Here is a 23,586-nt window from a genome sequence, read left to right as displayed (position 1 = left end):
CCGGCGTTTATTGTTATCGGTAGCTGATCCCCGGCTTCGCCGTGCTGACCCGCGTACCGGCGGTGCCCTGGACGATGGCTTCGATATCGGCCAGCGAACCGATCACCGCGACCTTGCCAGTATGGCGCGCGAATTCGCAGGCTGCCTGCACCTTCGGCCCCATCGAGCCGGCGGCGAAACCAAGGCGTTCGAGTTCGTCGGGGTGGGCTTCGGCGATGGCTTTCTGCGTCGGCTTGCCGTAGTCGATGAACGCTGCGTTGACGTCGGTGGCGATCACCAGCAGGTCGGCTTCCAGTTGCTCGGCGAGCAACGACGAGCACAGATCCTTGTCGATCACCGCCTCGATACCCTTGAGGTTACGGTTTTCGTCATACATGGTCGGAATGCCGCCGCCACCAGCGCAAATGACGATGCTGCCCTTGTCCAGCAGCCACTTGATCGGGCGGATTTCGAAGATCCGTTTCGGCCTTGGACTGGCTACGACGCGGCGGAATTTGTCGCCATCCGGGGCAATTGCCCAGCCTTTCTCGGCGGCGAGTTTTTCCGCTTCGGCTTTCTCGTAGACCGGGCCGATCGGCTTGCTCGGCTTCTTGAAAGCCGGGTCGTTGGCATCGACTTCAACCTGGGTCAGCAGGGTGGCGAACGGCACTTCGAAGTCGAGCAGGTTGCCCAGTTCCTGTTCGATGATGTAGCCGATCATGCCTTCGGTTTCGGCACCGAGCACGTCCAGCGGGTATGGGGTGACAGAGGTGTAGGCCGCCGCTTGCAGCGACAGCAGGCCGACTTGCGGGCCATTGCCGTGGGCGATGACCAGTTGGTTGCCGGGATGGATCTTGGCGATTTGCTCGGTGGCGATGCGGATGTTGGCGCGCTGGTTGTCAGCGGTCATCGGCTCACCACGGCGGAGCAGGGCGTTACCGCCCAGAGCTACGACGATACGCATGGTGCAATCCTTCTAAGCAGAGGAATGACAAACGATTCGATCTCCCTGCTGGAACCGATATCCCTGTGGGAGCGAGCCTGCTCGCGAACGCGTCAGATCAGTCGACATCGCTGTTGAATGACCCACCGCTTTCGCGAGCAGGCTCGCTCCCACATTGGGTTTCCGGTTCCTTCAGTGGGAGCGCTGTGGCGTCAGAGATCAGCCAGGGTCGAGACCAGAATCGCCTTGATCGTGTGCATGCGGTTTTCCGCTTGCTCGAAGGCGATGCAGGCCGGCGACTCGAACACGTCGTCGGTCACTTCAATACCGTTTTTCAGGTGCGGATATTGTTCGGCGATCTGTTTGCCGACCTTGGTGTCGCTGTTGTGGAACGCCGGCAGGCAGTGCATGAACTTGGTACGCGGGTTGCCGGTGGCCTTCATCAGCTCGGCGTTGACCTGATACGGCAGCAGTTGCTGAATGCGCTCGGCCCAGGCTTCCACCGGTTCACCCATCGATACCCAGACATCGGTGTGAATGAAGTCCACGCCCTTGACCGCTTCTTTCGGATCTTCGGTGAGGGTGATGCGTGCGCCACTTTCCTCGCCGTATTTTTTGCAGCGCGCGACCAGATCGTCCAACGGCCACAGCGCTTTCGGCGCGCAGATGCGCACGTCCATGCCCAGTTTGGCGCCGATCAGCAGCAGCGAGTTACCCATGTTGTTGCGCGCGTCGCCCAGGTAGGCGTAGCTGATTTCATGGATCGGCTTGTCGGCGTGCTCACGCATGGTCAGCACGTCGGCGATCATCTGGGTCGGGTGATATTCATCGGTCAGGCCGTTGAACACCGGCACGCCGGCGAACTTGGCCAGCTCCTCGACGATTTCCTGTTTGAAGCCACGGTACTCGATGGCGTCATACATGCGCCCGAGCACGCGGGCGGTGTCCTTCATGCTTTCCTTGTGGCCGATCTGCGAGGAGTTCGGGTCGATGTAAGTGACGTTTGCGCCTTGGTCATAGGCCGCCACTTCGAAGGCGCAACGGGTGCGGGTCGAAGTTTTCTCGAAAATCAGGGCGATGTTGTTGCCCTTCAGGTGTTGTTGCTCGGTGCCGGTGTATTTCGCGCGTTTCAGATCACGGGACAGGTCGAGCAGGTAACGCAGCTCACGTGGGGTGTGGTGTTCCAGGCTGAGCAGGTTACGGTTGTGAATGTTAAAAGCCATGATGGATCTCCTTGGGTTTCGGTTATCCCCTTGGCCGCGCTCGATAAGTCGCGGCGAAGGCTCAAAGATTAGTAGTCGATCGGGTCGCGGATGATCGGGCAGGTCATGCAGTGGCCGCCGCCACGGCCTCGGCCGAGTTCGCCGGCGCTGATGGTGATGACCTCCACGCCAGCCTTGCGCAGCAGAGTGTTGGTGTAGGTGTTGCGGTCGTAGCCGATGACCACGCCTGGTTCCATTGCCACCACGTTGTTGCCGTCGTCCCATTGCTCGCGTTCGGCGGCGAAGCTGTTGCCGCCGGTTTCCACCACGCGCAGTTTCGGCAGATTGAGCGCTGCAGCGACGGTGTCGAGGAAGCTGCCTTCTTCGCGGCGGATGTCGATGCCGCCCTGTTTGCTTTCGTCAGGACGCAGGGTGAAGGCGACGATCTGGTTGACCACTTCCGGGAAGATCGTCACCAGATCGCGGTCGCAGAAGCTGAACACGGTGTCCAGGTGCATTGCCGCGCGGGATTTCGGCAGGCCGGCGACGATGACTTTTTCCACCGCTTTGTTGTTGAACAGGTTCAGCGCCAGTTGGCCGATGGCCTGCCGCGATGAACGCTCGCCCATGCCGATCAGCACCACGCCGTTGCCGATCGGCATGACGTCGCCGCCCTCAAGGGTGGAGTTGCCGTGGTCCTTGTCCGGGTCGCCGTACCAGATCTCGAATTCGGCGTTGGTGAATTGCGGATGGAATTTATAGATGGCGGTGGTCAGCAGGGTTTCCTGACGGCGCGCCGGCCAGTACATCGGGTTCAGCGTCACGCCACCGTAGATCCAGCAGGTGGTATCGCGGGTGAACTGGGTGTTGGGCAGCGGCGGCAGGATGAAGCTGGAGTGGCCGAGGAAGTCGCGGAACATCTGGATGGTCTTGCCACCGAAGCTGTCCGGCAGATCATCGGCCGAGACGCCGCCAATCAGGAATTCGGCGATGTGGCGTGGCTCGAGGCTTTTCAGCCAGGATTTCACTTCGCTGATCAGGCCCAGGCCCACCGAGTCGGCAGTGACTTTGCGCTCAAGAATCCAGTCCAGCGCTTCGGGGATGGCAACGATGTCGGTCAGCAGGTTGTGCATTTCCACCACGTCGATGCCGCGCTCGCGCATCTTGGTGACGAAGTCGAAGTGATCGCGCTTGGCCTGCGCCACCCACAGCACGTCATCGAACAGCAGTTCATCGCAGTTGTTCGGGGTCAGCCGCTGATGGGCCAGACCTGGGGAGCAAACCATGACTTTACGCAGTTTCCCGGCTTCGGAGTGGACGCCGTACTTCACTTTTTCCGTGGTCATTTCTGTGTTCCTCCAGATGACAATTCAATCAGGGGTTACAGCGTCAGGAAGCCATCGTAGAGACCATAGGCCGCCACCACGGCACCCACGACCACTGCGGCGAAAATCAGCTTCTCGACGTTGGTGAAAACCGGTTGTTTGAGTTCCAGCTTGGCCTTGGCGAACAGGATCGCGCCGGGCGCGTAGAGCAGGGCCGACAGCAGCAGGTACTTGACCCCGCCGGCGTACAACAACCACACCGCATAGATCAGGGCGATACCGCCGATGATCAGATCCTTGCGCCGCTCGGCGGCAAAGCCTTCGTAGCTCTCGCCGCGCACCGCCAGCAGCAGGGCATAGGCCGCCGACCACAGGTAGGGCACCAGAATCATCGAAGTGGCGAGGTAGATCAGTGACAGGTAAGTGCTGGCCGAGAACAGGGTGATGATCAGGAACACCTGCACCATCGCGTTGGTCAGCCACAGGGCGTTGACCGGCACATGGTTGGCGTTTTCCTTGCGCAGAAACTCCGGCATGGTGTGGTCTTTGGCGGCGGCGAACATGATCTCCGCACACAGCAGCACCCACGACAGCAGCGCACCGAGCAGCGAGATGATCAAGCCGACGCTGATCAGCACCGCACCCCAGTGACCAACCACATGCTCAAGCACGGCGGCCATCGACGGGTTCTGCAGTTTCGCCAGTTCCGGCTGGGTCATGATGCCCAGCGACAGCACGTTCACCAGCACCAGAAACAGCAGCACGGTGATGAAGCCGATCACGGTGGCCTTGCCGACATCCGAGCGTTTCTCGGCGCGGGCGGAGAAGATGCTCGCGCCTTCGATACCGATGAACACCCAGACGGTGACCAGCATCATGTTGCGCACCTGGTTCATCACACTGCCCAGATCGGGGTTTTTCACGCCCCAGATGTCGGCGGTGAAGATGTCCAGTCTGAACGCGAAGACTGCGATCAACACGAACAGCAGCAGCGGCACGACCTTGGCGACGGTGGTCACCAGGTTGATGAACGCCGCTTCCTTGATCCCGCGCAACACCAGAAAATGCACGCCCCACAGCAGCAAGGACGCGCCGATCACCGCCGCCGGGGTATTGCCTTCGCCGAAGATCGGAAAGAAATAGCCGAGGGTGCTGAACAGCAGAACGAAGTAACCGACGTTGCCCAGCCAGGCGCTGATCCAGTAGCCCCAGGCCGATGAGAAACCCATGTAGTCGCCGAATCCGGCCTTGGCGTAGGCGTAGACTCCGCCGTCCAGATCAGGCTTGCGATTGGCGAGGGTCTGAAAGACAAATGCGAGGGTGAGCATGCCGACTGCGGTGATGGCCCAGCCGATCAGCACTGCACCGACGTCGGCGCTGGCGGCCATGTTTTGTGGCAACGAAAATATCCCGCCGCCAATCATTGAACCGACTACCAGTGCAACCAGTGCACCGAGTCTTAGTTTTCCGGGCGCTTCAGACATTTGCATGACTCCATTGCAGGAAAGGAGAGCTCACAGCCTAGTACCGTTGTCTGTTCGAATAGCTGACTTGGATCAGTGCATGGCCACATTCCATTGTTAATGAATGACTTATCCACCCGTTGCGGGCATAACACTGTGCTCTGGAAGGCCCGTCCCAGAGCCGTTTCGCTGACGCAATTGGGAATAGCAATTAATGCTTTCGAACTATGACGCTAGTTGCTTTTCCGCGTTTGGCAAATGTCCGTCATCTGTTTTCAGTACAGAATTGAATAATCAAGATTGGCGCACAAAACTGACTTAACGTGCTAAGCGTTATCGTGGTCGGCTATATATAACGGTGCGAAATTGGCCATTACCTGATAAACGTCATCTACCCTTAGGCTTTTAGTCGGCTGTTGTTACAAATAAACAACAACGGCTCTTTCAAGGAGATCTGCATGTCGCAACCGACGCAAAAGCTGCGCCTTGGTGCGTTGATCGCGCTGGTGGTGGGGTCGATGATCGGCGGGGGGATTTTCTCGTTGCCGCAAAACATGGCGGCGCGCGCCGATGCCGGGGCGATCCTGATCGGCTGGGGCATCACCGCAATCGGCATGCTGACGCTGGCCTTCGTCTTTCAGACCCTGGCCAATCGCAAACCGGAGCTGGACTCGGGCGTCTACGCCTACGCCAAGGCCGGGTTCGGCGATTACATGGGCTTTTCGTCGGCGTGGGGTTACTGGATCAGCGCCTGGCTGGGCAACGTCGGCTATTTTGTGTTGCTGTTCAGCACCCTCGGTTATTTCTTCCCGGTATTCGGCCAGGGCAACACGCCGATCGCCATCGGCTGCGCCTCGCTGCTGTTGTGGGCGGTGCATTTTCTGGTGATGCGCGGGATCAAGGAGGCGGCGCTGATCAACCAGCTGACCACCGTGGCCAAGGTCGTGCCGCTGATCATGTTCATCGTCATCGCTGCCGTGGCATTCAAGGCTGACATTTTCACCCGTGACATCTGGGGCCGCAGCAACCCGAACTTCGGCGGGGTGATGGATCAGGTGCGCAACATGATGCTGGTCACCGTGTTCGTGTTCATCGGCATCGAAGGCGCCAGCGTCTATTCGGCTCGCGCAGAAAAACGCAGCGACGTCGGCCGCGCCACGGTGATCGGGTTTCTTGGCGTGCTGGCGCTGCTGGTGCTGGTCAACGTGCTGTCGCTGGGGATCATGAGCCAGCCGGAACTGGCCAATCTGCAGAACCCTTCGCTGGCAGCGGTGCTCGAGCACATCGTCGGGCCGTGGGGCGCGTTGCTGATCAGCGTCGGGCTGGCGATTTCGCTGTTGGGCGCGTTGTTGTCATGGGCCTTGCTGTGCGCGGAAATCCTCTTCGCCACGGCCAAAGACAAAACCATGCCGGCGTTCCTGAAGAAGGAAAACAAGAACCACGTGCCGGTCAACGCGCTGTGGCTGACCAATGTGATGATCCAGATTTTCCTGCTGATCACATTGTTCTCGGCGGGCACTTACACCAGTCTGATTTACCTGGCCTCGTCGATGATTCTGGTGCCCTATTTATGGTCGGCGGCCTACGCGGTGCTGCTCAGCGGGCGCGGCGAAACCTACGAACACGCCTCGGCGGAACGTACCAAGGATCTGCTGATTGGCGGCATCGCCCTGGTTTACGCGGTGTGGCTGTTGTATGCCGGTGGGGTGAGGTATCTGCTGCTGTCGGCGCTGCTGTATGCGCCGGGGGTGATCCTGTTTGCCAAGGCCAAGCGTGAACAGGGGCAACCGGTTTTCACTACGGTGGAAAAGGGGATTTTTGCTTGCGTGGTGATCGGGGCGGGGCTGGCGGCGTATGGGTTGTATACCGGGGTGTTGTCGTTGTGATCTGAAAAGCAGCCCCTCACCCTAGCCCTCTCCCAGAGGGAGAGGGGACCGACCGAGGTGTCTGGCGCTATACGTCGACCTGAGCGATCGAGTTGATTATGGATTCGACGAAAATCTTGCACGTCGGCGTAACTGTCCAATATCCCCCAATCAGTCCCCTCTCCCTCTAGGAGAGGGGACCGACCGAGGTGTCTGGCGCTGTACATCGACCTGAGCGATCGAGTTGATTATGGATTCGACGAAAATCTTTCACGTCGGCGTAACTCTCCAATATCCCCCAATCAGTCCCCTCTCCCTCTGGGAGAGGGGACCGACCGAGGTGTCTGGCGCTATACGTCGACCTGAGCGATCGAGTTGATTATGGATTCGACGAAAATCTTTCACGTCGGCGTAACTCTCCAATATCCCCCAATCAGTCCCCTCTCCCTCTGGGAGAGGGGACCGACCGAGGTGTCTGGCGCTATACATCGACCTGAGCGGTCGAGTCGATTATGGATTCGACGAAAATCTTGCACGTCGGCGTAACTCTCCAATATCCCCCAATCAGTCCCCTCTCCCTCTGGGAGAGGGCTAGGGTGAGGGGCTTCTCATGGCCAACACGGAGGATGCGAGCCCAACTCCGTCGCCGGCCAATTCCACCGCATCGCCGTCCCGCTGATCTGCAGCGGCACGCGCAACCTCCGCGCCGGTCCCCACGCGGTGTGTTCAATCGCCGGATCCTGATCCAGTGCGTCTTCAGCCCGCAGTGGGTCAAGCATCCCCGGCCCATGCTCAAGCAACAGCTTCGCCGTACGCGCTAGCGACAACCGCGCCGAACCCCCGCGACCGCTGGCCAGTCGTTCAGTCAGCAATCTGATCGCACTCGCCGCCATCAGATACCCGGTCGCATGATCCAGCGCCTGCACCGGCAGCGGCGTCGGTTTATCGCTGTGCCTCCAATGCTGTCCGGCCTCGGCAATGCCGCTGCTCATCTGCACCAGGCTGTCGAAGCCCCGGCGGTTCTGCCAGGGGCCGCTCCAGCCGTAGGCATTGAGGCAGACGTCGATCAGCCCCGGTGCCAGTTGCCTTCGGCGTTCAATACCAAACCCCAGATGTTCCAGCGCATCGGCGCGATAGCCGTGGAGCAAGATGTCGGCGTCTTGCAATAAACCTTCGAACACTGCGCGATCCGCTGGCACTTGCAGATCCAGCCGCGCACAGCGCTTGCCGACAGTCATTTCCGGAACGACGCCGGGTTCGTTCCAGCTCGGTGGATCGATGCGCAGCACGTTTGCGCCGAGCCCTGCGAGAAAGCGGCTGGCGCTGGGACCGGCGAGCACGCGGGTCAGGTCGAGCACCTTGATCCCGGCCAGCGGTCGTGCGATCGAGCCTTGCCAGGCGGTGCGTTTCTCGTCCGTCTGCTCGCTGAATTGCACCAGCGCTTCGGCATTCACCGCCAGCCCTTGCGGATGCTGCTGCCACTGCGCGCAACTGCGCATCTCGGCGGCGCAGCCCTTGGCGTCGACCACTGCTTGTTCCAGATCCGCACTGTCCCATTGCGCGACTTTCGCCGCCATTGCGGCGCGGTCGGCGCAGGCACCGAGGATGCGTTCAGCGGCGGCGCGGTGATGCGGGGCGTTGGTGTGCAGACGGATCCAGCCGTCCCGGGTCGCATAGTCGCCGGCGATCGCGTCCCATAACGGCGGCACCTGCCAGCCGATCGGGCGAAGCGAGGTGGAGAACCAGAACGAGGCCAGGCGTCGGTCGACTGCAACCGCAGGCAAGTGCCCGGTTTGCGGGTGAAGCAATTCGCTGAGCGCTTGGCCGGCAGCGGCGATGCTGGCGCAGGCCAGTTCAGTGACGGCGAACGCCGAGGGCAGCGCGCCGTCACCGGTGAAGGGTATTGGCGTGTGAGGCAAATCGAGTGCGGTTTGGATGGACGTGAGCAGATCAGTCATCGAAGGCCCTCCGGAACGAGAGGGCGATGATAGTGCAAAAGAATCGCGGTTTAGATGAAACCAGGATGTGAACCCGTTTCCCCAGTGGGAGCGAGCCTGCTCGCGAAGGCGTCGTGTCAGTCAACACGGATGTTGGATATGACGACCGCTTCGCGAGCAGGCTCGCTCCCACAGGGATTTATGCTGGATTGTTACACGCGGAACTGATCCATCAATTTCATCTGCTGGCTAGCCAGGCTGTTGAGCTGGCTGCTGATCGCTGCCGATTCGGTAGCCTGCTCGGTCAGGGTTTCGGTGACGGTGCGGATCGCCGAGACGTTGCGGTTGACCTCTTCGGCCACTGCGCTTTGCTCTTCGGCGGCACTGGCGATCTGCAGGTTCATGTCGCTGATCACCGTCACCGCGTCGCTGATCTTGCCCAGCGCATCAACGGCCTGACGAATCTGCCCGGCATTGTTGTGCGCCTGGGTCTGGCTCGAGTGCATGGTCGCGACCACGCCACGGGTACCGGTCTGGATGCGCTCGATAACGATGCGGATTTCCTCCACCGAATCCTGCGTGCGCTTGGCCAGGTTGCGCACCTCATCGGCGACCACGGCAAAACCGCGACCGCTTTCGCCGGCGCGGGCGGCTTCGATGGCAGCGTTGAGGGCCAGCAGGTTGGTCTGTTCGGCGATGCTGCGAATCACTTCCAGCACCGAGCCGATCTGCTCGCTGTTCACTGCCAGCGCTTCGACCTCGGTCACTGCTTTGCTCACCTCATCGGCCAGTTGATTGATGTCGCGGGTGCTGCGCTCGATGATCGCCATGCCGTCCTTCGCCGACTGATCGGCACCCTTGGCGGCGTTTGCCGCGTTCGAGGCACTGTTGGCGACGTCGTGGGCAGTGGCGCTCATTTCGTTGGAGGCGGTGGCGACCTGATCGATTTCGCGGAACTGCACCTGCATGCCTTCGCTGGTCTGGCGGGCAATTTCCGACGACTGATCGGCCGTGCCGCGCGCTTCGGTGATGCTCTGTTTGATCTGCGCGATGGTCGGTTGCAGCTTGTCGAGGAAGCGGTTGAACCAGTTCACCAGTTCGCCCAGTTCATCTTTCTTGCTGTAGTTCAGGCGCTGGGTCAGATCGCCTTCGCCGCTGGCGATGTTCTTCAGCATCTCAGCAACGCTGTTGATCGGACGGGTGACGCCGGAGGCGGTGAGCCAGATCAGCAGCAGGCCGACCAGACCGGCCACGCCCGCCACCAGCAGGGCAGTGATGACGCCGGTTTGTTGCGCGTCATCCAGCACCGCTTGAAGTTTCACCGAGTCGGCCAGCAGCACGTGCTCGGGCAGGTCGATGACCACGCCCCAGGCGCGCGAATTGCCGATCGGGTCGACCGGGTAAACCGCGCGAATCAGCTCGCCCTGTTGGAGAATTTTTGCCGTGCCGCTGCCGACCAGTTGCAATACATCCTTGCCGTCAGCGCCGAGGGTGTCGCTGATTTTTTTGCCCACTCGCGTCGCGTCGGCACTGTCGGCCGCCAGTACGCCGCTGCCGGAGACGATCAGCATGTGCCCGGCGTTGTTGAACAGGCTGCGCTGCGAGTCGACGGCGGCGGCTTGCAGGGCGTCGAGCGCAATGTCGACACCAACCACGCCGATCGCTTTGCCATCCACCAGCAGCGGCACGGAAATGGTCGTCATGAGCATTTCCTTGCCACCGACCGTGTCGGCATACGGGTCAAGCAGGCAGGTGCGTTTGTTGTCGCGAGGGCAGGTGTACCAACTGTTGTACGGCGTGCCGCTGACGCTGAGGGTGGTCTTGGTCAAGTCGTCCTCGACCATGATCGTATTCAGCGCGGCGCCGGCGGCACGGCTCCAGTACGAGGCGAAGCGCCCGGCTTCGTTGGACTGCCGCGCGGCATCGTTGGCGAATTCGCTGTCCTTGCCGTCGAGGCCGTTGGGTTCGAAGGCCAGCCAGATACCGAGGACTTTATCGTTGCGCTCGAAAGCGGTTTTCAGGCTCTGGTTCAACTCTTCACGAACAGCGCCGGCTTCGAGCGAACGCTTGGCCGCCATCGTCCGCAGATCCTTGATCTGGTCGGCGAGGGCGGTAACCACCAGCAGGCTTTCACCAAAGGTTTTCTGCACCCGCACCGCTTGCTCGGCGGCCTTGGCCTGCAGCAGGTTCTGCACGCTGGCGGTGAGCAACTGGTTGCTGGATTGACTGACCAGCGCGTCGTTCTGGTTGGTCTGGTAGATGTTCATGCTGACAATCAGCACCACCACTCCGAGCAGGCAAAGGCCGGAGAGCAGGACGATTTTCAGGCGAATGGAAAGAGAGTCGAACATGGGGCGATCTCGCGAATGGAATAAACAGGTGGCTGGGCCTGAAGCCCGGTTTGCCAAATCCATTCAGCGCCATTCAATCCTCATCGGCGTTAAGCGAAACGGCATGAGGCGCTTGCCGACGGACGGTCGCTGCTAAACGTTTGCGCAGGGGAAAGTGCTGAAAAGGCTTTAATTGCAGGGATGTTTCACTACCGCGACGGGCGTCTCCGGGCGCGACCAGATCCACAGGTTGCCCAGGCCCATGCCGGCAATCGCCAGATAGATCGGCCAGCCGTGATCGAGCATCACCAGCATCAACGTCGCACACAGCAGCATGCTGACGGTGGCACTGACTTTGGCCTTGCGCGCGATGATCCTGCCGTTGCGCCAGTTACTGAGGATCGGCCCGAACAGGCGGTGATTTTCCAGCCAGGCACTCAGGCGCGGCGAACTGCGGGTCGCGGCCCACGCGGCAAGGAGGATGAACTCGGTGGTCGGCAGACCGGGCACGACGATGGCGACAAGGCCAATGCCGAGGCTGACATAGGCCAGCAGGCCGAACAGCAGACGGGCGAGTTTTGATGGGGCGGGTGCGGGCATGGGCTCAGCGGCGGCTTCTGAAGCGGAACGGGGATCTTACAGATTTGTGGTGAGCTCTGTGGGAGCGAGCCTGCTCGCGAAAGCGGTTGATCAGGCACATTGATGTTGAATGTGCTGCCGTCTTCGCGAGCAGGCTCGCTCCCACAAGTGATAAGAGTTGCTTCAGGCCACTTCGGCTTCTATGGCATAAGCCCGTTCCAGCAGCACGGTAAAGCGGTTGAATGCATCCAGCGCACCTTGCTCCACTTCAGCCTCTTCCTCAGCGGTGAACGGCAACGCATCGAGGGTGCGTACGAAGCTTTTCCAGCCCTCGGCGCGGCCACCTTGCGGTTCAGCCAAATGCCGGGCACCAAAGGTTTCGCTCAGTTCCAGTGCCACCGCACGCTTGATCAAAAACGCCGCGCCGAGCTTGGAACCCTCGGAAACAAAGATCCAGCCCAGCGCCCGCGCCTTGCTCGGGTTTTTCAGCGCGCCGGCCACCGGGGCCGGAACCTCGGTGTCGAGGTCGGCAAGGTCAGCCCTGGCCGCTTCGGCGCGGCAACGGGCCGGCAGATCCGGGACGATCGCGGTCAGTTCGGCATCGTTGTACAGCTCCACCAGTTCCGCCTGGAACAGGTATTGCGCGACGACGAAACGGGCGAAGCTGGCGCGGGTTTCGAACGGCGCGTGGGCTTTGACCAGCGCATCGAGTTTGCTGTGCGGCTCGTGGGTGATCTGGTTCAGGCGTTGCGAACGCAAGGTTTTTTCCGAGGCAGTCATGGGGTGTCCTTGATAAATGAGGCGCTTGATAACAAGACGTACGGGCGGACGCCGGACAGTAAAAAAACCTCACTGCGCGGCGCGAACACGCGCAGTGAGGCCGGGCGGATCAGATGTCCCAGATCAGGTTGATCGCGAAGTTGCGTCCCGGTTGGGTCAGGCGATCGAGGTTGGCCGGTTGCGTCACCGAGGCTTCGCCGACGCTGTCGTAACCGCGCACGTCATCCCATAGCCAGTATTTCTTGTCGGTCAGGTTGTAGACGCCGCCGCTGACGGTGACGTCGTCGGTCACCTTGTAATAGCCGGCCAGATCGAGAATGCCGAAGCCCGGGGTCTTGAACTGGCTGCTGACGCCGTCCGGCGACTTGAAGTTGCTGTCGTCGACGCGGTCCTTTTTCTTCACCACGGTCCAGCTCAGCAAACCGCCATAGTTGTCCTGGTCGTAACCGAGACCGAACACGCCGGTGAGCGGATTGACGCTGTTGATCGGCTCGCCGCTGTCGTTGTTGCGACCGTAGGCGTAGGCGATCGAGCCTTGGGTATACAGGCCTTGCGGCGCGCCCAGCGCATCCAGGTTCAAGCGACCTTTGACTTCCGCGCCCTTGATGGTGGCGCGCTTGATGTTGTTGCTCTGGAAGGTCAACTGATCGTCGCCCGGCTTGACCGCGTCCTCGTTGATGAAGTCGCGGTACTTGTTATAGAACACTGCGACGTCGAACGAACCCTGCTCGAAATTCCCGCGCAGGCCGGTTTCGAAGCCTTTGCTCTTTTCCGGCTCGAGGTCGGAGTTGGGCGCTACGGTGTAGCCGGTCGTGTTGTTCTCGAAACGCCCGTACAGCGATTTTGCCGTGGGCGTGCGGAAGCCTTCGGCGTACTGGCCGTACCAGGTGTAGTTTTCCGTCAACGCGTAGGTCAGGCCGAATTTCGGCGAGACTTTGTGCCAGGTCTTGTTCTTGTCGCTGACCGTGCCCTGGCCGTCGGCATTCACGGTGTTGAGGAATTCCTCGGTGATGTGCGGCTTGAGCTGGGTGTAGTCGTAGCGCAGGCCCGGCAGGAAGGTCCAGTCGTTCCAGCTGATCTGATCCTGAGCAAACAGGCTGTAGGTGTTGATGGTCGGATCGGGGAAATCAGAGGCCTTGGCCAGTACGTCCGCCGGACTCGTCGCGCCAATCGCCGTGCAGCCGCGACCGACGGCTACACAGGTGCCGTCGCCGCTGCGTGAGCCGGTGACTTTCTGCTGTTTGATCGTGGTGCCGTAAGTCAGCAGGTGATCGGTGTCACCGATGGCGAAAGCCTTGTCCAGTTGCGCGTCGAACACCCACTGTTTTTCTTCGTAGATCGTGTCGCGGGTACGCTGCACTTTACGGGTGATCGGGTAGTACAACTCTTCGGTGCTCTGGTCGGTCTTGGCGATCTGGTGATTGAGGCTCCACTTGGCGTTATCGGCCAGCAGGCTGTCGAGGGCGAACGCGTGTTCGATGCCGAAACGCTCGCGGGTGATGGTGTCGTTGCCGGTGCGCCACTGGTACATGCCGCCGGGCAGGATGCTGCTCGGGATGGTCGGCGCACCATTGGCATACGGGCCGCCGTAGGCGCTTTTCTGATCGGTGTCGCGATCATCCTTGTACTTTTCGTAGGTCAGGCCCAGGCGCGAATCGTCGTTGTAGTTCCAGCCGAGCTTGGCCAGAACGTTGGTTGCGCGCACGTCTTCCGGGTTGGCGGCGGTGCGTTCCAGACCGGTGCCGTTGTGGCTGCCAAAGGATTCGGTTTCATGACCGTCGCGTTGGCTGTAATGCAGCAGACCGTCGAACTCACCACTGCGGCCAGCGACGGTGGCGGATTTCAGCCAGCTGTCATCAGCGGAGCTGTAACCGCTTTTCAGGCGCGCGCCGACGTCCTTGCCCGGTTTGATGATGTCGTCGGCGTCCAGCGTGTAGTAACTGACCGCGCCGCCGATGGCGTTGCTGCCGTACAGCACCGAGGCCGGGCCGCGCAGAATTTCCACACGCTTGACGATTTCCGGGTCGACGTAGTTGCGCTGGCTCTTGGCGTAGGGGCCGTTGAAGAAGCCGTTGGGGATTTCCACGCCATCGACTTGAGTCAGGATGCGGTCGCCGTCGATACCGCGAATGTTGTAGCCGCTGATGCCGCCACGCTGGCCGGCACCGCCAACGGAAACGCCCGGCTCGTAGCGCACCAGATCCTTGATGGTGTTGACGTTGTTGCGGTCAAGCGCTTGGCGATCATGCACGCTGACCGTCGAAGGCACGCTGTTGACCGACTGTTCCTGGCGAGTGGCGCTGATGGTCACCTGATCGAGATTGAGCGTGCCGCTGCCGCTGCGTTTTTCCAGCACGACATTGTTGTTGCTCAGTTTGCGAAAGATCAGGTTGGTCCCCACCAACAAGCGCTCGAGGGCTTTCTCCGGCGGCAGCGAACCGCGCACGCCCGGCGACGAGACGTTCTGCCCCAACTCGGCCGGCAAGCCGACCTGCCAACCGGTCACGGCGGTAAAGGCATTCAGTGCCGAAACCAGCGGTTGCTGGCCGATGGCGAAGGCGTAATCGCCCATGTTGCGTGTCGGTTGCTCGGCGGCGGCGGCGAGCAGCGGTGCGGTGCCAGCCATGAGGATGGCCGCAGTCAGCAGCGACAGCACGCGGGAAGGGGAGGAAGTCTGGCGGGTAAGGCGTGAGGACATCGATAGCGCTCCGTGTCGCACGAATCTTTATAGGTGCTGATCGGCATGGTTAGATGCGAATCAATTGCATTGGCTATAACGAGACGTACTGCCGTTGGCTATCGAGTAAAAATAATTCTCATTCAGTTCAGGATCACCAGTGCAGGGAATTCCTGCAGGCGTGCCGAGGTGATGTGAGCGAGGGAGCGGACCACGTCGAGCGGCTGGTCGAGACGGTAATTGCCGGTGACGGCGACGTCGGCCAGTTGCTCGTTGTTGTTGATGATCCAGCCCGGGTAGTAGCGGCGCAGCTCGGCCAGCACTTGATTCAGCGGGCAGTTCTCGAACACCAGGCGGCCTTCAACCCAGGCCAGATCGGCATTGGCGTCGAGCTTGGCCGGACGATCAAAACCGTTGGGGCCGATGCGAATGCTTTCCCCGGCACGCAGGCGCACCCGGGCATCGTTGTGGGTGGCGCGCAGATCGACATCGCCACGTTGCACATTCACTTGCGCGACCCCGTCGAGGTAGCGCACGGCGAATGCGGTGTCGTGGACGCTGGCCGTTACCGGACCTGCGTCGATCTCCAGCGGCTGATTGCGCCCGCTGGCGATCTCGAAAAACGCCTCGCCCTGAAACAGTCGGGCCACGCGCTGTTGATCGTTGATGGTGCTGGAAAACGCCGAATTGGTATTGAGCAGAACCTTCGAGCCGTCCTCCAGTTGCAGACGCTGACGCTCGCCGACCACGGTCAGGTGATCCGCTTGAATGCGCATCGGCAAGTTACTGAAACTGAACAGCCCAAGGATCAGCACCGCAGCGGTGGCCAGCGGTTTCCAGTGCGGGCGCAAGCGTTTGAGAAATGTGATTTTTACCGGTTTTGTCGCCAGAGCCTCGGCGCACAATGCGACTTGCGGGCCGTCCCAGATGGCCTGGGCCTTGGCGAACGCCTCGGCATTCAACGGATCAGCCGCCAGCCAGGCATGAAATTGCCGGGTCTGTTCCTCATCCGGGCTGCCGAGCACGATGAGCCAGTCCAGCGCCTGGTCCATTGCAGCTGCAGCGTCCCGCGCCGAATCGGGCGAAGGCGAGCGGTGGGTGTCCGTCACGGTGGTTCCTCAGGGCTTCTGGCGAAGCAGTTTCCAGCTTCAAGCTGCAAGCTGCAAGCCGGATGCGTTACCGCTTTTTGTTTTTACTTGTAGCTTGCAGCTCAAAGCTTGCCGCTGCCGTTATGTCGTTCGGCGACGCCAATGCAGATCGACATGATCAGTTTCAGTTCTTTCTGCACGGTGCTCAGCGAAACATTAAGTTCATCAGCGATTTCCTGATAGCTGTGCCCGTGCAGGCGGCTGAGGATGAAGATCTGTTGCTGGCGCGGGCTGAGTTGGCTGAGGCTCACGTTCAAACGCTCCAGCAGTTGTTCGGCATGGGCGGCGTCTTCGGCGCTGCTGGCGGGCGCGGCGATGCTCTGCACCACGTCCTGAGGTACGTCATCGACCATGGTTCGCGCATGGATCTTGCGCGCACGCAAATGGTCCAGCGCCAGATTACGCGCTGTCTGGAAGACAAAGGGTTCAAGGTGGTCGATGGCCCGTTCGCTCAACGCTCGGGTGACGCGCAGGTAGGTCTCCTGCAACAGGTCTTCAGCGGTGCTGTGATTGTTGACCATTCGTTCCAGCGTGCGCAGCAGGGAAGTGCGCTGGGCGAGGAAGACGTGGTTGAAGCGCGATTGACTCACGGGAGGACCTGATCCATTTCGAGCGAATGATAATGCTTATCATCTAGCTAGGTGGTCAAGTGCTGATTTCGAATTGAAATCGGATCTCCTGTGGGAGCGAGCCTGCTCGCGAAGGCGTCGTGTCAGTCAATTCCATATCGACTGACAGACAGCTTTCGCGAGCAGGCTCGCTCCCACAGGGATTGGGGACCGGCCGGGATTATTCGGCGTTACACAACGCCAGGCAGTTATCCAGCATGCGGTTGGAGAAGCCCCATTCGTTGTCGTACCAGGCCAGCACTTTCAGCAACTTGCCGCTGACCTTGGTGTGGTTGGCGTCGAAGATCGACGACAGCGGGTTGTGGTTGAAGTCGCTGGAAACCAGCGGCAAGGTGTTGTAACCGAGAATCTTCGAATGCTGGCTCGCCGCTTTCAGCAGGGCGTTGACTTCGTCGGCACTGGCTTCTTTCTTCAGTTGCACGGTGAGGTCGACCAGCGACACGTTGATCACCGGTACGCGCACAGCCATGCCGGTCAGTTTGCCCGCCAGTTCCGGCAGCACCAGGCCTACCGCTTCGGCTGCGCCGGTCTTGCTCGGGATCATGTTCTGTGTGGCCGAGCGGGCGCGGTACGGGTCGCTGTGATAGACGTCGGTGAGGTTCTGGTCGTTGGTGTAGGCGTGGATGGTGGTCATCAGGCCGCTTTCGATCCCCAGCTCGCGATGCAGCACCTGCGCCACTGGCGCGAGGCAGTTGGTGGTGCACGAAGCGTTGGAAATGATCTGGTGCGACTGACGCAGAATGTCGTGGTTGACGCCATAAACGACGGTGGCGTCGGCGCCTTTGGCCGGGGCAGAAATGATCACCTTGCGGGCGCCGGCGCTGATATGCGCGGCGGCTTTGGCACGGTCGGTGAACAGACCGGTGCATTCGAACACTACGTCGATTTTTTCTGCGGCCCACGGCAGGTCGGCCGGGTTGCGAATGGCGCTGACCGCGATGCGGTCGCCATTGACCGTCAGGCTTTCGTTATCGTGCGCCACTTCGGCGTCGAAAGTGCCGTGGACGGTGTCGTATTTGAGCAGATGGGCATTGATCGAACTGTCACCCAGATCGTTGATCGCGACGATCTGCAGGTCTTGACGATAGCCTTGGGTATACAGTGCGCGCAGGACATTACGGCCGATGCGGCCAAAACCATTGATTGCGATTCGAAGAGTCATGGAACAGCGCCGCCGTCGTTTTGTTGTTGGAATTACAAGATTATTCGCATAAAAATAGAAAACAAGCCTTTTTAGTGGCAATATTTTGTTTTATCTACAACGAGTGACCTGAATCAACTGGTCCGAATGGTCAAAAAAGCCGTCTGTCATTCCAACAACAACGGCGTTTGATCAGCATAGACAATCAGGTCGCCACATCCGTTAGCCTGGAGTTCTACACATGCATCCCCGCGTTCTTGAGGTCACCGAACGGCTTATCGCCCGCAGCCGCGCCACGCGTCAGGCTTACCTTGCATTGATTCGCGGCGCCGCCACCGACGGCCCGATGCGCGGCAAGCTGCAATGCGCCAACTTCGCCCACGGCGTGGCCGGTTGCGGCACTGAAGACAAGCACAGCCTGCGGATGATGAACTCGGCGAACATCGCCATTGTGTCTTCGTATAACGACATGCTCTCGGCGCACCAGCCGTACGAAGTTTTCCCGCAACAGATCAAGAACGCCCTGCGCGAAATCGGCTCGGTCGGTCAGTTCGCCGGCGGCACTCCGGCAATGTGCGACGGTGTGACCCAAGGCGAGCCGGGCATGGAACTGAGCCTGCCGAGCCGCGAAGTGATCGCGATGTCCACCGCCGTGGCGCTGTCGCACAACATGTTTGACGGCGCGCTGATGCTCGGCATCTGCGACAAGATCGTTCCGGGCCTGATGATGGGTTCGCTGCGTTTCGGTCATCTGCCGACCATTTTCGTACCGGGCGGGCCGATGGTGTCGGGGATTTCCAACAAGGAAAAAGCCGACGTCCGCCAGAAGTACGCCGAAGGCAAGGCGACCCGCGAAGAGCTGCTGGAATCGGAGATGAAGTCCTACCACAGCCCGGGCACCTGCACCTTCTACGGCACCGCCAACACCAACCAGTTGCTGATGGAAGTCATGGGCCTGCACTTGCCGGGCGCCTCTTTCGTCAACCCGAACACGCCGCTGCGCGACGCGCTCACCCGCGAAGCCGCGCATCAGGTCACGCGCCTGACCAAGCAGAACGGCAACTTCATGCCGATCGGCGAAATCGTCGACGAAAAGGCGCTGGTCAACTCCATCGTTGCCCTGCACGCCACCGGCGGCTCGACCAACCACACTCTGCACATGCCGGCCATCGCCATGGCCGCTGGCATTCAACTGACCTGGCAGGACATGGCCGACCTTTCCGAAGTCGTCCCGACCCTGAGCCACGTCTACCCGAACGGCAAAGCCGACATCAACCACTTCCAGGCAGCGGGCGGCATGTCGTTCCTGATCCGCGAACTGCTCGGCGCAGGCCTGCTGCATGAAGACGTCAACACCGTGCTCGGCCATGGCCTGAGCCAGTACACCAAAGAGCCGTTCCTCGATAACGGTGAGCTGGTCTGGCGTGAAGGCCCGACCGACAGCCTCGACGAAAACATTCTGCGTCCGGTATCCCGTGCGTTCTCGCAAGAGGGCGGCTTGCGGGTGATGGAAGGCAATCTCGGTCGCGGCGTGATGAAGGTTTCCGCCGTTGCGCTGGAGAACCAGATCGTCGAAGCACCGGCGATGGTCTTCCAGGATCAACAGGATCTGGCGGACGCATTCAAGGCCGGTCTGCTGGAGAAGGATTTTGTCGCCGTGATGCGCTTCCAAGGGCCGCGCTCCAACGGCATGCCGGAGCTGCACAAGATGACGCCGTTCCTCGGCGTACTGCAGGATCGCGGCTTCAAAGTCGCGCTGGTGACTGACGGGCGCATGTCCGGCGCGTCGGGGAAAATCCCCGCAGCGATTCACGTCAGCCCGGAAGCTTATGTCGGTGGCGCTTTGGCGCGCGTGCAAGAGGGCGATATCATCCGCGTCGATGGCGTCAAAGGCACCTTGGAACTGAAGGTCGACGCCGCCGAATTTGCAGCGCGCGAACCTGCCAAGGGCCTGTTGGGCAACAACATTGGCAGCGGCCGCGAGCTGTTTGGCTTCATGCGCATGGCCTTCAGCTCGGCGGAGCAGGGCGCCAGCGCCTTCACTTCTGCCCTGGAGACGCTTAATTGAAACTGGCTTTGGTCGGTGACATCGGAGGCACCAACGCGCGGTTCGCGTTGTGGCAAAACCAGCAACTGCAATCGGTTCAGGTGCTGGCCACGGCCGACTTCGCCAGCCCGGAAGAGGCAATCGCCTTGTACCTGAGCGGGCTCGGTCTGGCGCCGGGCTCGATCGGCTCGGTGTGCCTGTCGGTGGCAGGTCCGGTGAGCGGCGATGAGTTCAAGTTCACCAACAATCACTGGCGGCTCAGCCGCAGCGCGTTTTGCAAGACCTTGCAGGTCGAGCAGTTGTTGCTGACCAACGACTTCTCGGCGATGGCGCTGGGCATGACCCGCTTGCAGCCGGGCGAATTCCGTGTGGTTTGCGAAGGCACGCCGGAGCCGTTGCGCCCGGCGGTGGTGATCGGCCCCGGCACTGGCCTGGGCGTCGGCACCTTGCTCGATCTCGGCGAAGGGCGCTTCGCGGCGTTGCCGGGCGAGGGCGGCCACGTCGACCTGCCGCTGAGCAGTCCACGCGAAACGCAACTGTGGCAACACATCTACAACGAGATCGGCCATGTCAGCGCGGAAACCGCGTTGAGCGGCGGCGGCCTGCCTCGGCTGTACCGGGCGATCTGCGCGGTGGATGGTCATGAGCCTACGCTTGAAACGCCGGAAGCGATCACCGCCGCCGGCCTTGCCGGTGACCCGATCGCTTTGGAAGTGCTCGAGCAGTTCTGCTGCTGGCTCGGCCGCGTCGCCGGCAACAACGTGCTTACCACTGGCGCGCGCGGCGGGGTGTTTATCGTTGGCGGGGTGATTCCCCGCTTCGCCGATTTCTTCCTCGCCAGCGGCTTCGCCCGCTGCTTCGCCGACAAAGGCTGCATGAGCGACTACTTCAAAGGCATCCCGGTGTGGCTGGTGACGGCGCCGTACTCCGGCCTCGTTGGTGCCGGTGTGGCGCTGGATCAATCAATCCCGACCTGAAATGCAATCCAATTGTGGGAGCGAGCCTGCTCGCGAAAGCGGTGTGTCAGTCAACAGATCTGTTGAATGTTAAAACCGATTCGCGAGCAGGCTCGCTCCCACAAGGGTTTCTGTAGTGTCTGTTAGTTTGATGCTTAAGGCATAATCCGCCCCAACTCCAACAACAAGGATGCCTTCGAAGTGAGCTCAGTCAACAAGTCGATATTGTTGGTCGATGACGACCAGGAAATACGCGAGTTGCTGGAAACCTACCTGACCCGCGCCGGGTTCCAGGTGCGGGCCACCGCCGATGGTGCCGGTTTTCGTCAGGCGCTCAACGAGGCGCCGAGCGATCTGGTGATCCTCGATGTCATGCTGCCCGACGAAGACGGCTTCAGCCTGTGCCGTTGGGTACGCCAGCACCCGCGTCAGGCACAGGTGCCAATCATCATGCTGACTGCCAGTTCCGACGAAGCCGACCGCGTGATCGGTCTGGAGCTCGGCGCCGACGATTACCTCGGCAAACCGTTCAGCCCGCGCGAACTGCAAGCGCGGATCAAGGCCCTGCTGCGCCGCGCACAGTTCGCCCACGAACGCAGCGGCAGCGAAGTGCTGGCCTTCGACGACTGGCGCCTGGACACGGTCAGCCATCGGCTGTTCCACACTGACGGCGAGGAAGTGATCCTTTCCGGCGCCGATTTCGCTCTGCTGAAACTGTTCCTCGATCATCCGCAGCAAATCCTCGACCGCGACACCATCGGCAACGCCACCCGTGGCCGCGATCTGATGCCGCTCGATCGCATCGTCGACATGGCCGTCAGCCGTTTGCGTCAACGCTTGCGCGACACCGAAAAACCGCCACGGTTGATCCGCACCGTGCGCGGCAGCGGCTATCAGTTGGCAGCCAATGTGGTTGCCGGCAATGCTCACTGAGTCGCTGCGCAAATTCGCCAGTCGCATACCGGTGCCGCGCTCGCTGCTCGGGCGGATGCTGCTGCTGACTCTGCTCGCGGTGTTGTTCGCGCAGACGCTGTCGAGCGTGATCTGGGTCTCGCAGTTGCGCGCCACTCAACTCGAAGGCCTCGTCACCAGTGCCCGCAGCCTGGCCCATTCGATGACCGCCAGCGTCAGCTATTTCCGTTCCTTGCCAGTGGCCTATCGACCGCTGGTGCTCGATCAATTGCGCAGCATGGGCGGCACCCGGTTTGTCGTGACGCTGAACGACAAGCCGCTGGGCATGGACGTGCTGCCGGTGACGCCGCGCAAGGCTGCGGTGATGCAAGCGGTGGACGAAGTGCTGCGCCAGTCTCTGGGCCATGACACGGATATTTCGGTGACCTTCGTCAGCCCCGAAGACCTGCGCATTTTCAACGCAGGGCTGAAACTTGATGAATTGCCGCGCTCCTGGGCGCACTACGCGTTGACGCTTGAACCGGTGAATCCGCCGGTGCTGGTCACGCAGATTCAAATGGCCCCGGGCGAATGGCTGTACATCGCCTCGTTGCTGCCCGAGCCGTATACCAGTCTCGAAGAACAAGGCCTGCCGGCGCAGCAGGTGTGGTTTATCGTCCTCACCAGCGGCTTTCTGTTGTTGTTCATCGGCCTGCTGGTGCACTGGCAGAGCCGGCCGCTCAAGCGTCTGGCGCGGGCGGCGCGGGATCTGTCGCTGGGCGCGGACGTCGAGCCAGTGGCGGAGGGCGGTGGCAGTGAAGTGGTCGAAGTTGGCCGCGCGTTCAACACCATGCGCGAACGCATCAGCCGTTACCTGACCGAACGCAGCCAGTTGTTCAGCGCGATTTCCCACGACCTGCGCACGCCGATCACCCGCCTGCGTTTGCGCGTCGAGCTGCTCGAGGACGAACAGCTGCAAGCCAAGTTCGGCCGCGATCTGGATGAGCTGGAGCTGCTGGTCAAAGGCGCGCTGCAATGCGTGAAAGACACCGACATCCACGAGAACATCGAGCCGGTGGATCTCAATCATGTCCTCGATTGCCTGGTCGAGCCGTATCTGGCGCCGAACGGCAATGGCCGCGTCACTCAGCATGGCCGCGCGCTGTCGGCATACCCGGGCAAACCGCTGGCGCTCAAGCGCTGCATCGGCAACCTGATCGACAACGCCTTGAAGTACGGGCAGAACGCGCATCTGCACATCGATGACGATGACAGCGCGTTCGTTTTGCACGTCGACGATGAAGGGCCGGGTGTGCCGCAGCAGCGGCTGGAGCAAGTGTTCGAGCCGCACTTTCGCCTGGCGGGGCAGCAGCAGGGCTACGGATTGGGACTGGGCATTGCGCGCAACATCGCCCATAGCCATGGCGGCGAGGTGACGTTGCAGAACCTGCGTGAGGGCGGGTTGCGGGTGACGTTGCAGTTGCCTCGGTCTGTGGATTAGCCCCGAAAAGCCCCTCACCCTAGCCCTCTCCCAGAGGGAGAGGGGACCGATTGGGGGATGCTGCTGAGGTGCGCTGACCTGTAAATGCGGTGGTGAATCCATAATCGCCAATATTTTTCAGGTCGACGGAGGACGCAAGACACCTCGGTCGGCCCCCTCTCCCTCCGGGAGAGGGTTGGGGTGAGGGTGCTTT

17 protein-coding genes and 1 pseudogene are annotated in these 23,586 nt (G+C 61.0%); 5 read left to right on the top strand and 13 right to left on the bottom strand.

The window, feature by feature from the left end; translation table 11 throughout:
* Window positions 1-13: 13 nt before the first annotated feature.
* The 4 genes from arcC to arcD (AB4N85_RS15290) all read right to left on the bottom strand — a co-directional run bounded on the left by arcC (window position 14) and on the right by arcD (AB4N85_RS15290) (window position 4,933).
* Window positions 14-943, bottom strand: a complete 930-nt coding sequence (gene arcC / locus AB4N85_RS15305; RefSeq protein ID WP_056787936.1) for a carbamate kinase — start codon at window positions 941-943, stop codon at window positions 14-16.
* 191 nt (window positions 944-1,134) lie between these two features.
* Window positions 1,135-2,145 carry an ornithine carbamoyltransferase gene (locus tag AB4N85_RS15300; protein WP_041479782.1) on the bottom strand — a complete coding sequence of 337 codons (1,011 nt, stop codon included), beginning with the start codon at window positions 2,143-2,145 and terminating at the stop codon, window positions 1,135-1,137.
* A gap of 68 nt (window positions 2,146-2,213) precedes the next feature.
* Entirely contained in the window at window positions 2,214-3,470 is a 1,257-nt protein-coding gene (gene arcA, locus AB4N85_RS15295) for an arginine deiminase (RefSeq protein ID WP_016773516.1), read from the bottom strand.
* Between the two features lie 35 nt (window positions 3,471-3,505).
* On the bottom strand, window positions 3,506-4,933 hold the full coding sequence (arcD, locus tag AB4N85_RS15290; RefSeq protein ID WP_016773517.1) for an arginine-ornithine antiporter: 1,428 nt from the start codon (window positions 4,931-4,933) through the stop codon (window positions 3,506-3,508).
* A gap of 437 nt (window positions 4,934-5,370) precedes the next feature.
* Here arcD (AB4N85_RS15290) and arcD (AB4N85_RS15285) point away from each other — a divergent pair, with 437 nt between their 5' ends.
* The gene (gene arcD, locus AB4N85_RS15285; RefSeq protein WP_252868152.1) at window positions 5,371-6,798 is read left to right on the top strand and encodes an arginine-ornithine antiporter; all 1,428 of its coding nucleotides are present in this window, start codon (window positions 5,371-5,373) and stop codon (window positions 6,796-6,798) included.
* Between the two features lie 587 nt (window positions 6,799-7,385).
* Here the strand turns inward: arcD (AB4N85_RS15285) and AB4N85_RS15280 are convergent.
* The 9 genes and pseudogenes from AB4N85_RS15280 to gap form a co-directional block, all read right to left on the bottom strand.
* The gene (locus AB4N85_RS15280) at window positions 7,386-8,735 is read right to left on the bottom strand and encodes a CoA transferase (protein ID WP_252868151.1); all 1,350 of its coding nucleotides are present in this window, start codon (window positions 8,733-8,735) and stop codon (window positions 7,386-7,388) included.
* Window positions 8,736-8,926: 191 nt separating this feature from the next.
* A complete protein-coding gene (locus tag AB4N85_RS15275; RefSeq protein ID WP_371699605.1) occupies window positions 8,927-9,682 on the bottom strand; it encodes a methyl-accepting chemotaxis protein in 756 nt (251 codons plus the stop codon).
* A gap of 102 nt (window positions 9,683-9,784) precedes the next feature.
* A pseudogene (locus tag AB4N85_RS15270) lies at window positions 9,785-10,792 on the bottom strand (methyl-accepting chemotaxis protein); the annotation flags it as partial.
* 441 nt (window positions 10,793-11,233) lie between these two features.
* Complete coding sequence (locus AB4N85_RS15265; protein ID WP_110602508.1) at window positions 11,234-11,644, bottom strand: YbaN family protein; 411 nt, start codon at window positions 11,642-11,644, stop codon at window positions 11,234-11,236.
* Window positions 11,645-11,806: 162 nt separating this feature from the next.
* Complete coding sequence (locus tag AB4N85_RS15260; protein ID WP_280038992.1) at window positions 11,807-12,403, bottom strand: biliverdin-producing heme oxygenase; 597 nt, start codon at window positions 12,401-12,403, stop codon at window positions 11,807-11,809.
* A 109-nt stretch (window positions 12,404-12,512) separates the two neighbouring features.
* Window positions 12,513-15,101 carry a TonB-dependent receptor gene (locus AB4N85_RS15255; protein ID WP_460064909.1) on the bottom strand — a complete coding sequence of 863 codons (2,589 nt, stop codon included), beginning with the start codon at window positions 15,099-15,101 and terminating at the stop codon, window positions 12,513-12,515.
* Between the two features lie 122 nt (window positions 15,102-15,223).
* On the bottom strand, window positions 15,224-16,189 hold the full coding sequence (locus AB4N85_RS15250) for a FecR family protein (RefSeq protein ID WP_150637495.1): 966 nt from the start codon (window positions 16,187-16,189) through the stop codon (window positions 15,224-15,226).
* A gap of 101 nt (window positions 16,190-16,290) precedes the next feature.
* Window positions 16,291-16,818 carry an RNA polymerase sigma factor gene (locus AB4N85_RS15245; RefSeq protein ID WP_095181483.1) on the bottom strand — a complete coding sequence of 176 codons (528 nt, stop codon included), beginning with the start codon at window positions 16,816-16,818 and terminating at the stop codon, window positions 16,291-16,293.
* A 199-nt stretch (window positions 16,819-17,017) separates the two neighbouring features.
* The gene (gene gap, locus AB4N85_RS15240) at window positions 17,018-18,019 is read right to left on the bottom strand and encodes a type I glyceraldehyde-3-phosphate dehydrogenase (protein ID WP_016773526.1); all 1,002 of its coding nucleotides are present in this window, start codon (window positions 18,017-18,019) and stop codon (window positions 17,018-17,020) included.
* Between the two features lie 220 nt (window positions 18,020-18,239).
* Here gap and edd point away from each other — a divergent pair, with 220 nt between their 5' ends.
* The 4 genes from edd to AB4N85_RS15220 all read left to right on the top strand — a co-directional run bounded on the left by edd (window position 18,240) and on the right by AB4N85_RS15220 (window position 23,393).
* Window positions 18,240-20,066, top strand: coding sequence for a phosphogluconate dehydratase (gene edd / locus AB4N85_RS15235; RefSeq protein ID WP_016773527.1), 1,827 nt, complete (start codon window positions 18,240-18,242; stop codon window positions 20,064-20,066).
* Window positions 20,063-21,022 (top strand): glucokinase, encoded by a 960-nt coding sequence (locus tag AB4N85_RS15230; protein WP_056787957.1) that lies wholly within the window; start codon window positions 20,063-20,065, stop codon window positions 21,020-21,022. Before edd ends, AB4N85_RS15230 begins: the two co-directional genes overlap by 4 nt.
* A 180-nt stretch (window positions 21,023-21,202) precedes the next feature.
* Window positions 21,203-21,934 (top strand): response regulator, encoded by a 732-nt coding sequence (locus AB4N85_RS15225; RefSeq protein WP_039758123.1) that lies wholly within the window; start codon window positions 21,203-21,205, stop codon window positions 21,932-21,934.
* Window positions 21,924-23,393, top strand: a complete 1,470-nt coding sequence (locus tag AB4N85_RS15220) for an ATP-binding protein (protein WP_056787959.1) — start codon at window positions 21,924-21,926, stop codon at window positions 23,391-23,393. The genes AB4N85_RS15225 and AB4N85_RS15220 overlap by 11 nt, the downstream gene beginning before the upstream one ends.
* Window positions 23,394-23,586: the final 193 nt, after the last annotated feature.

The sequence above is a fragment of the Pseudomonas sp. H1_G08 genome (assembly GCF_054681355.1).
Note: the sequence above shows the minus strand (reverse complement) of the source record. Positions and strands in the feature narration are given on the sequence as shown.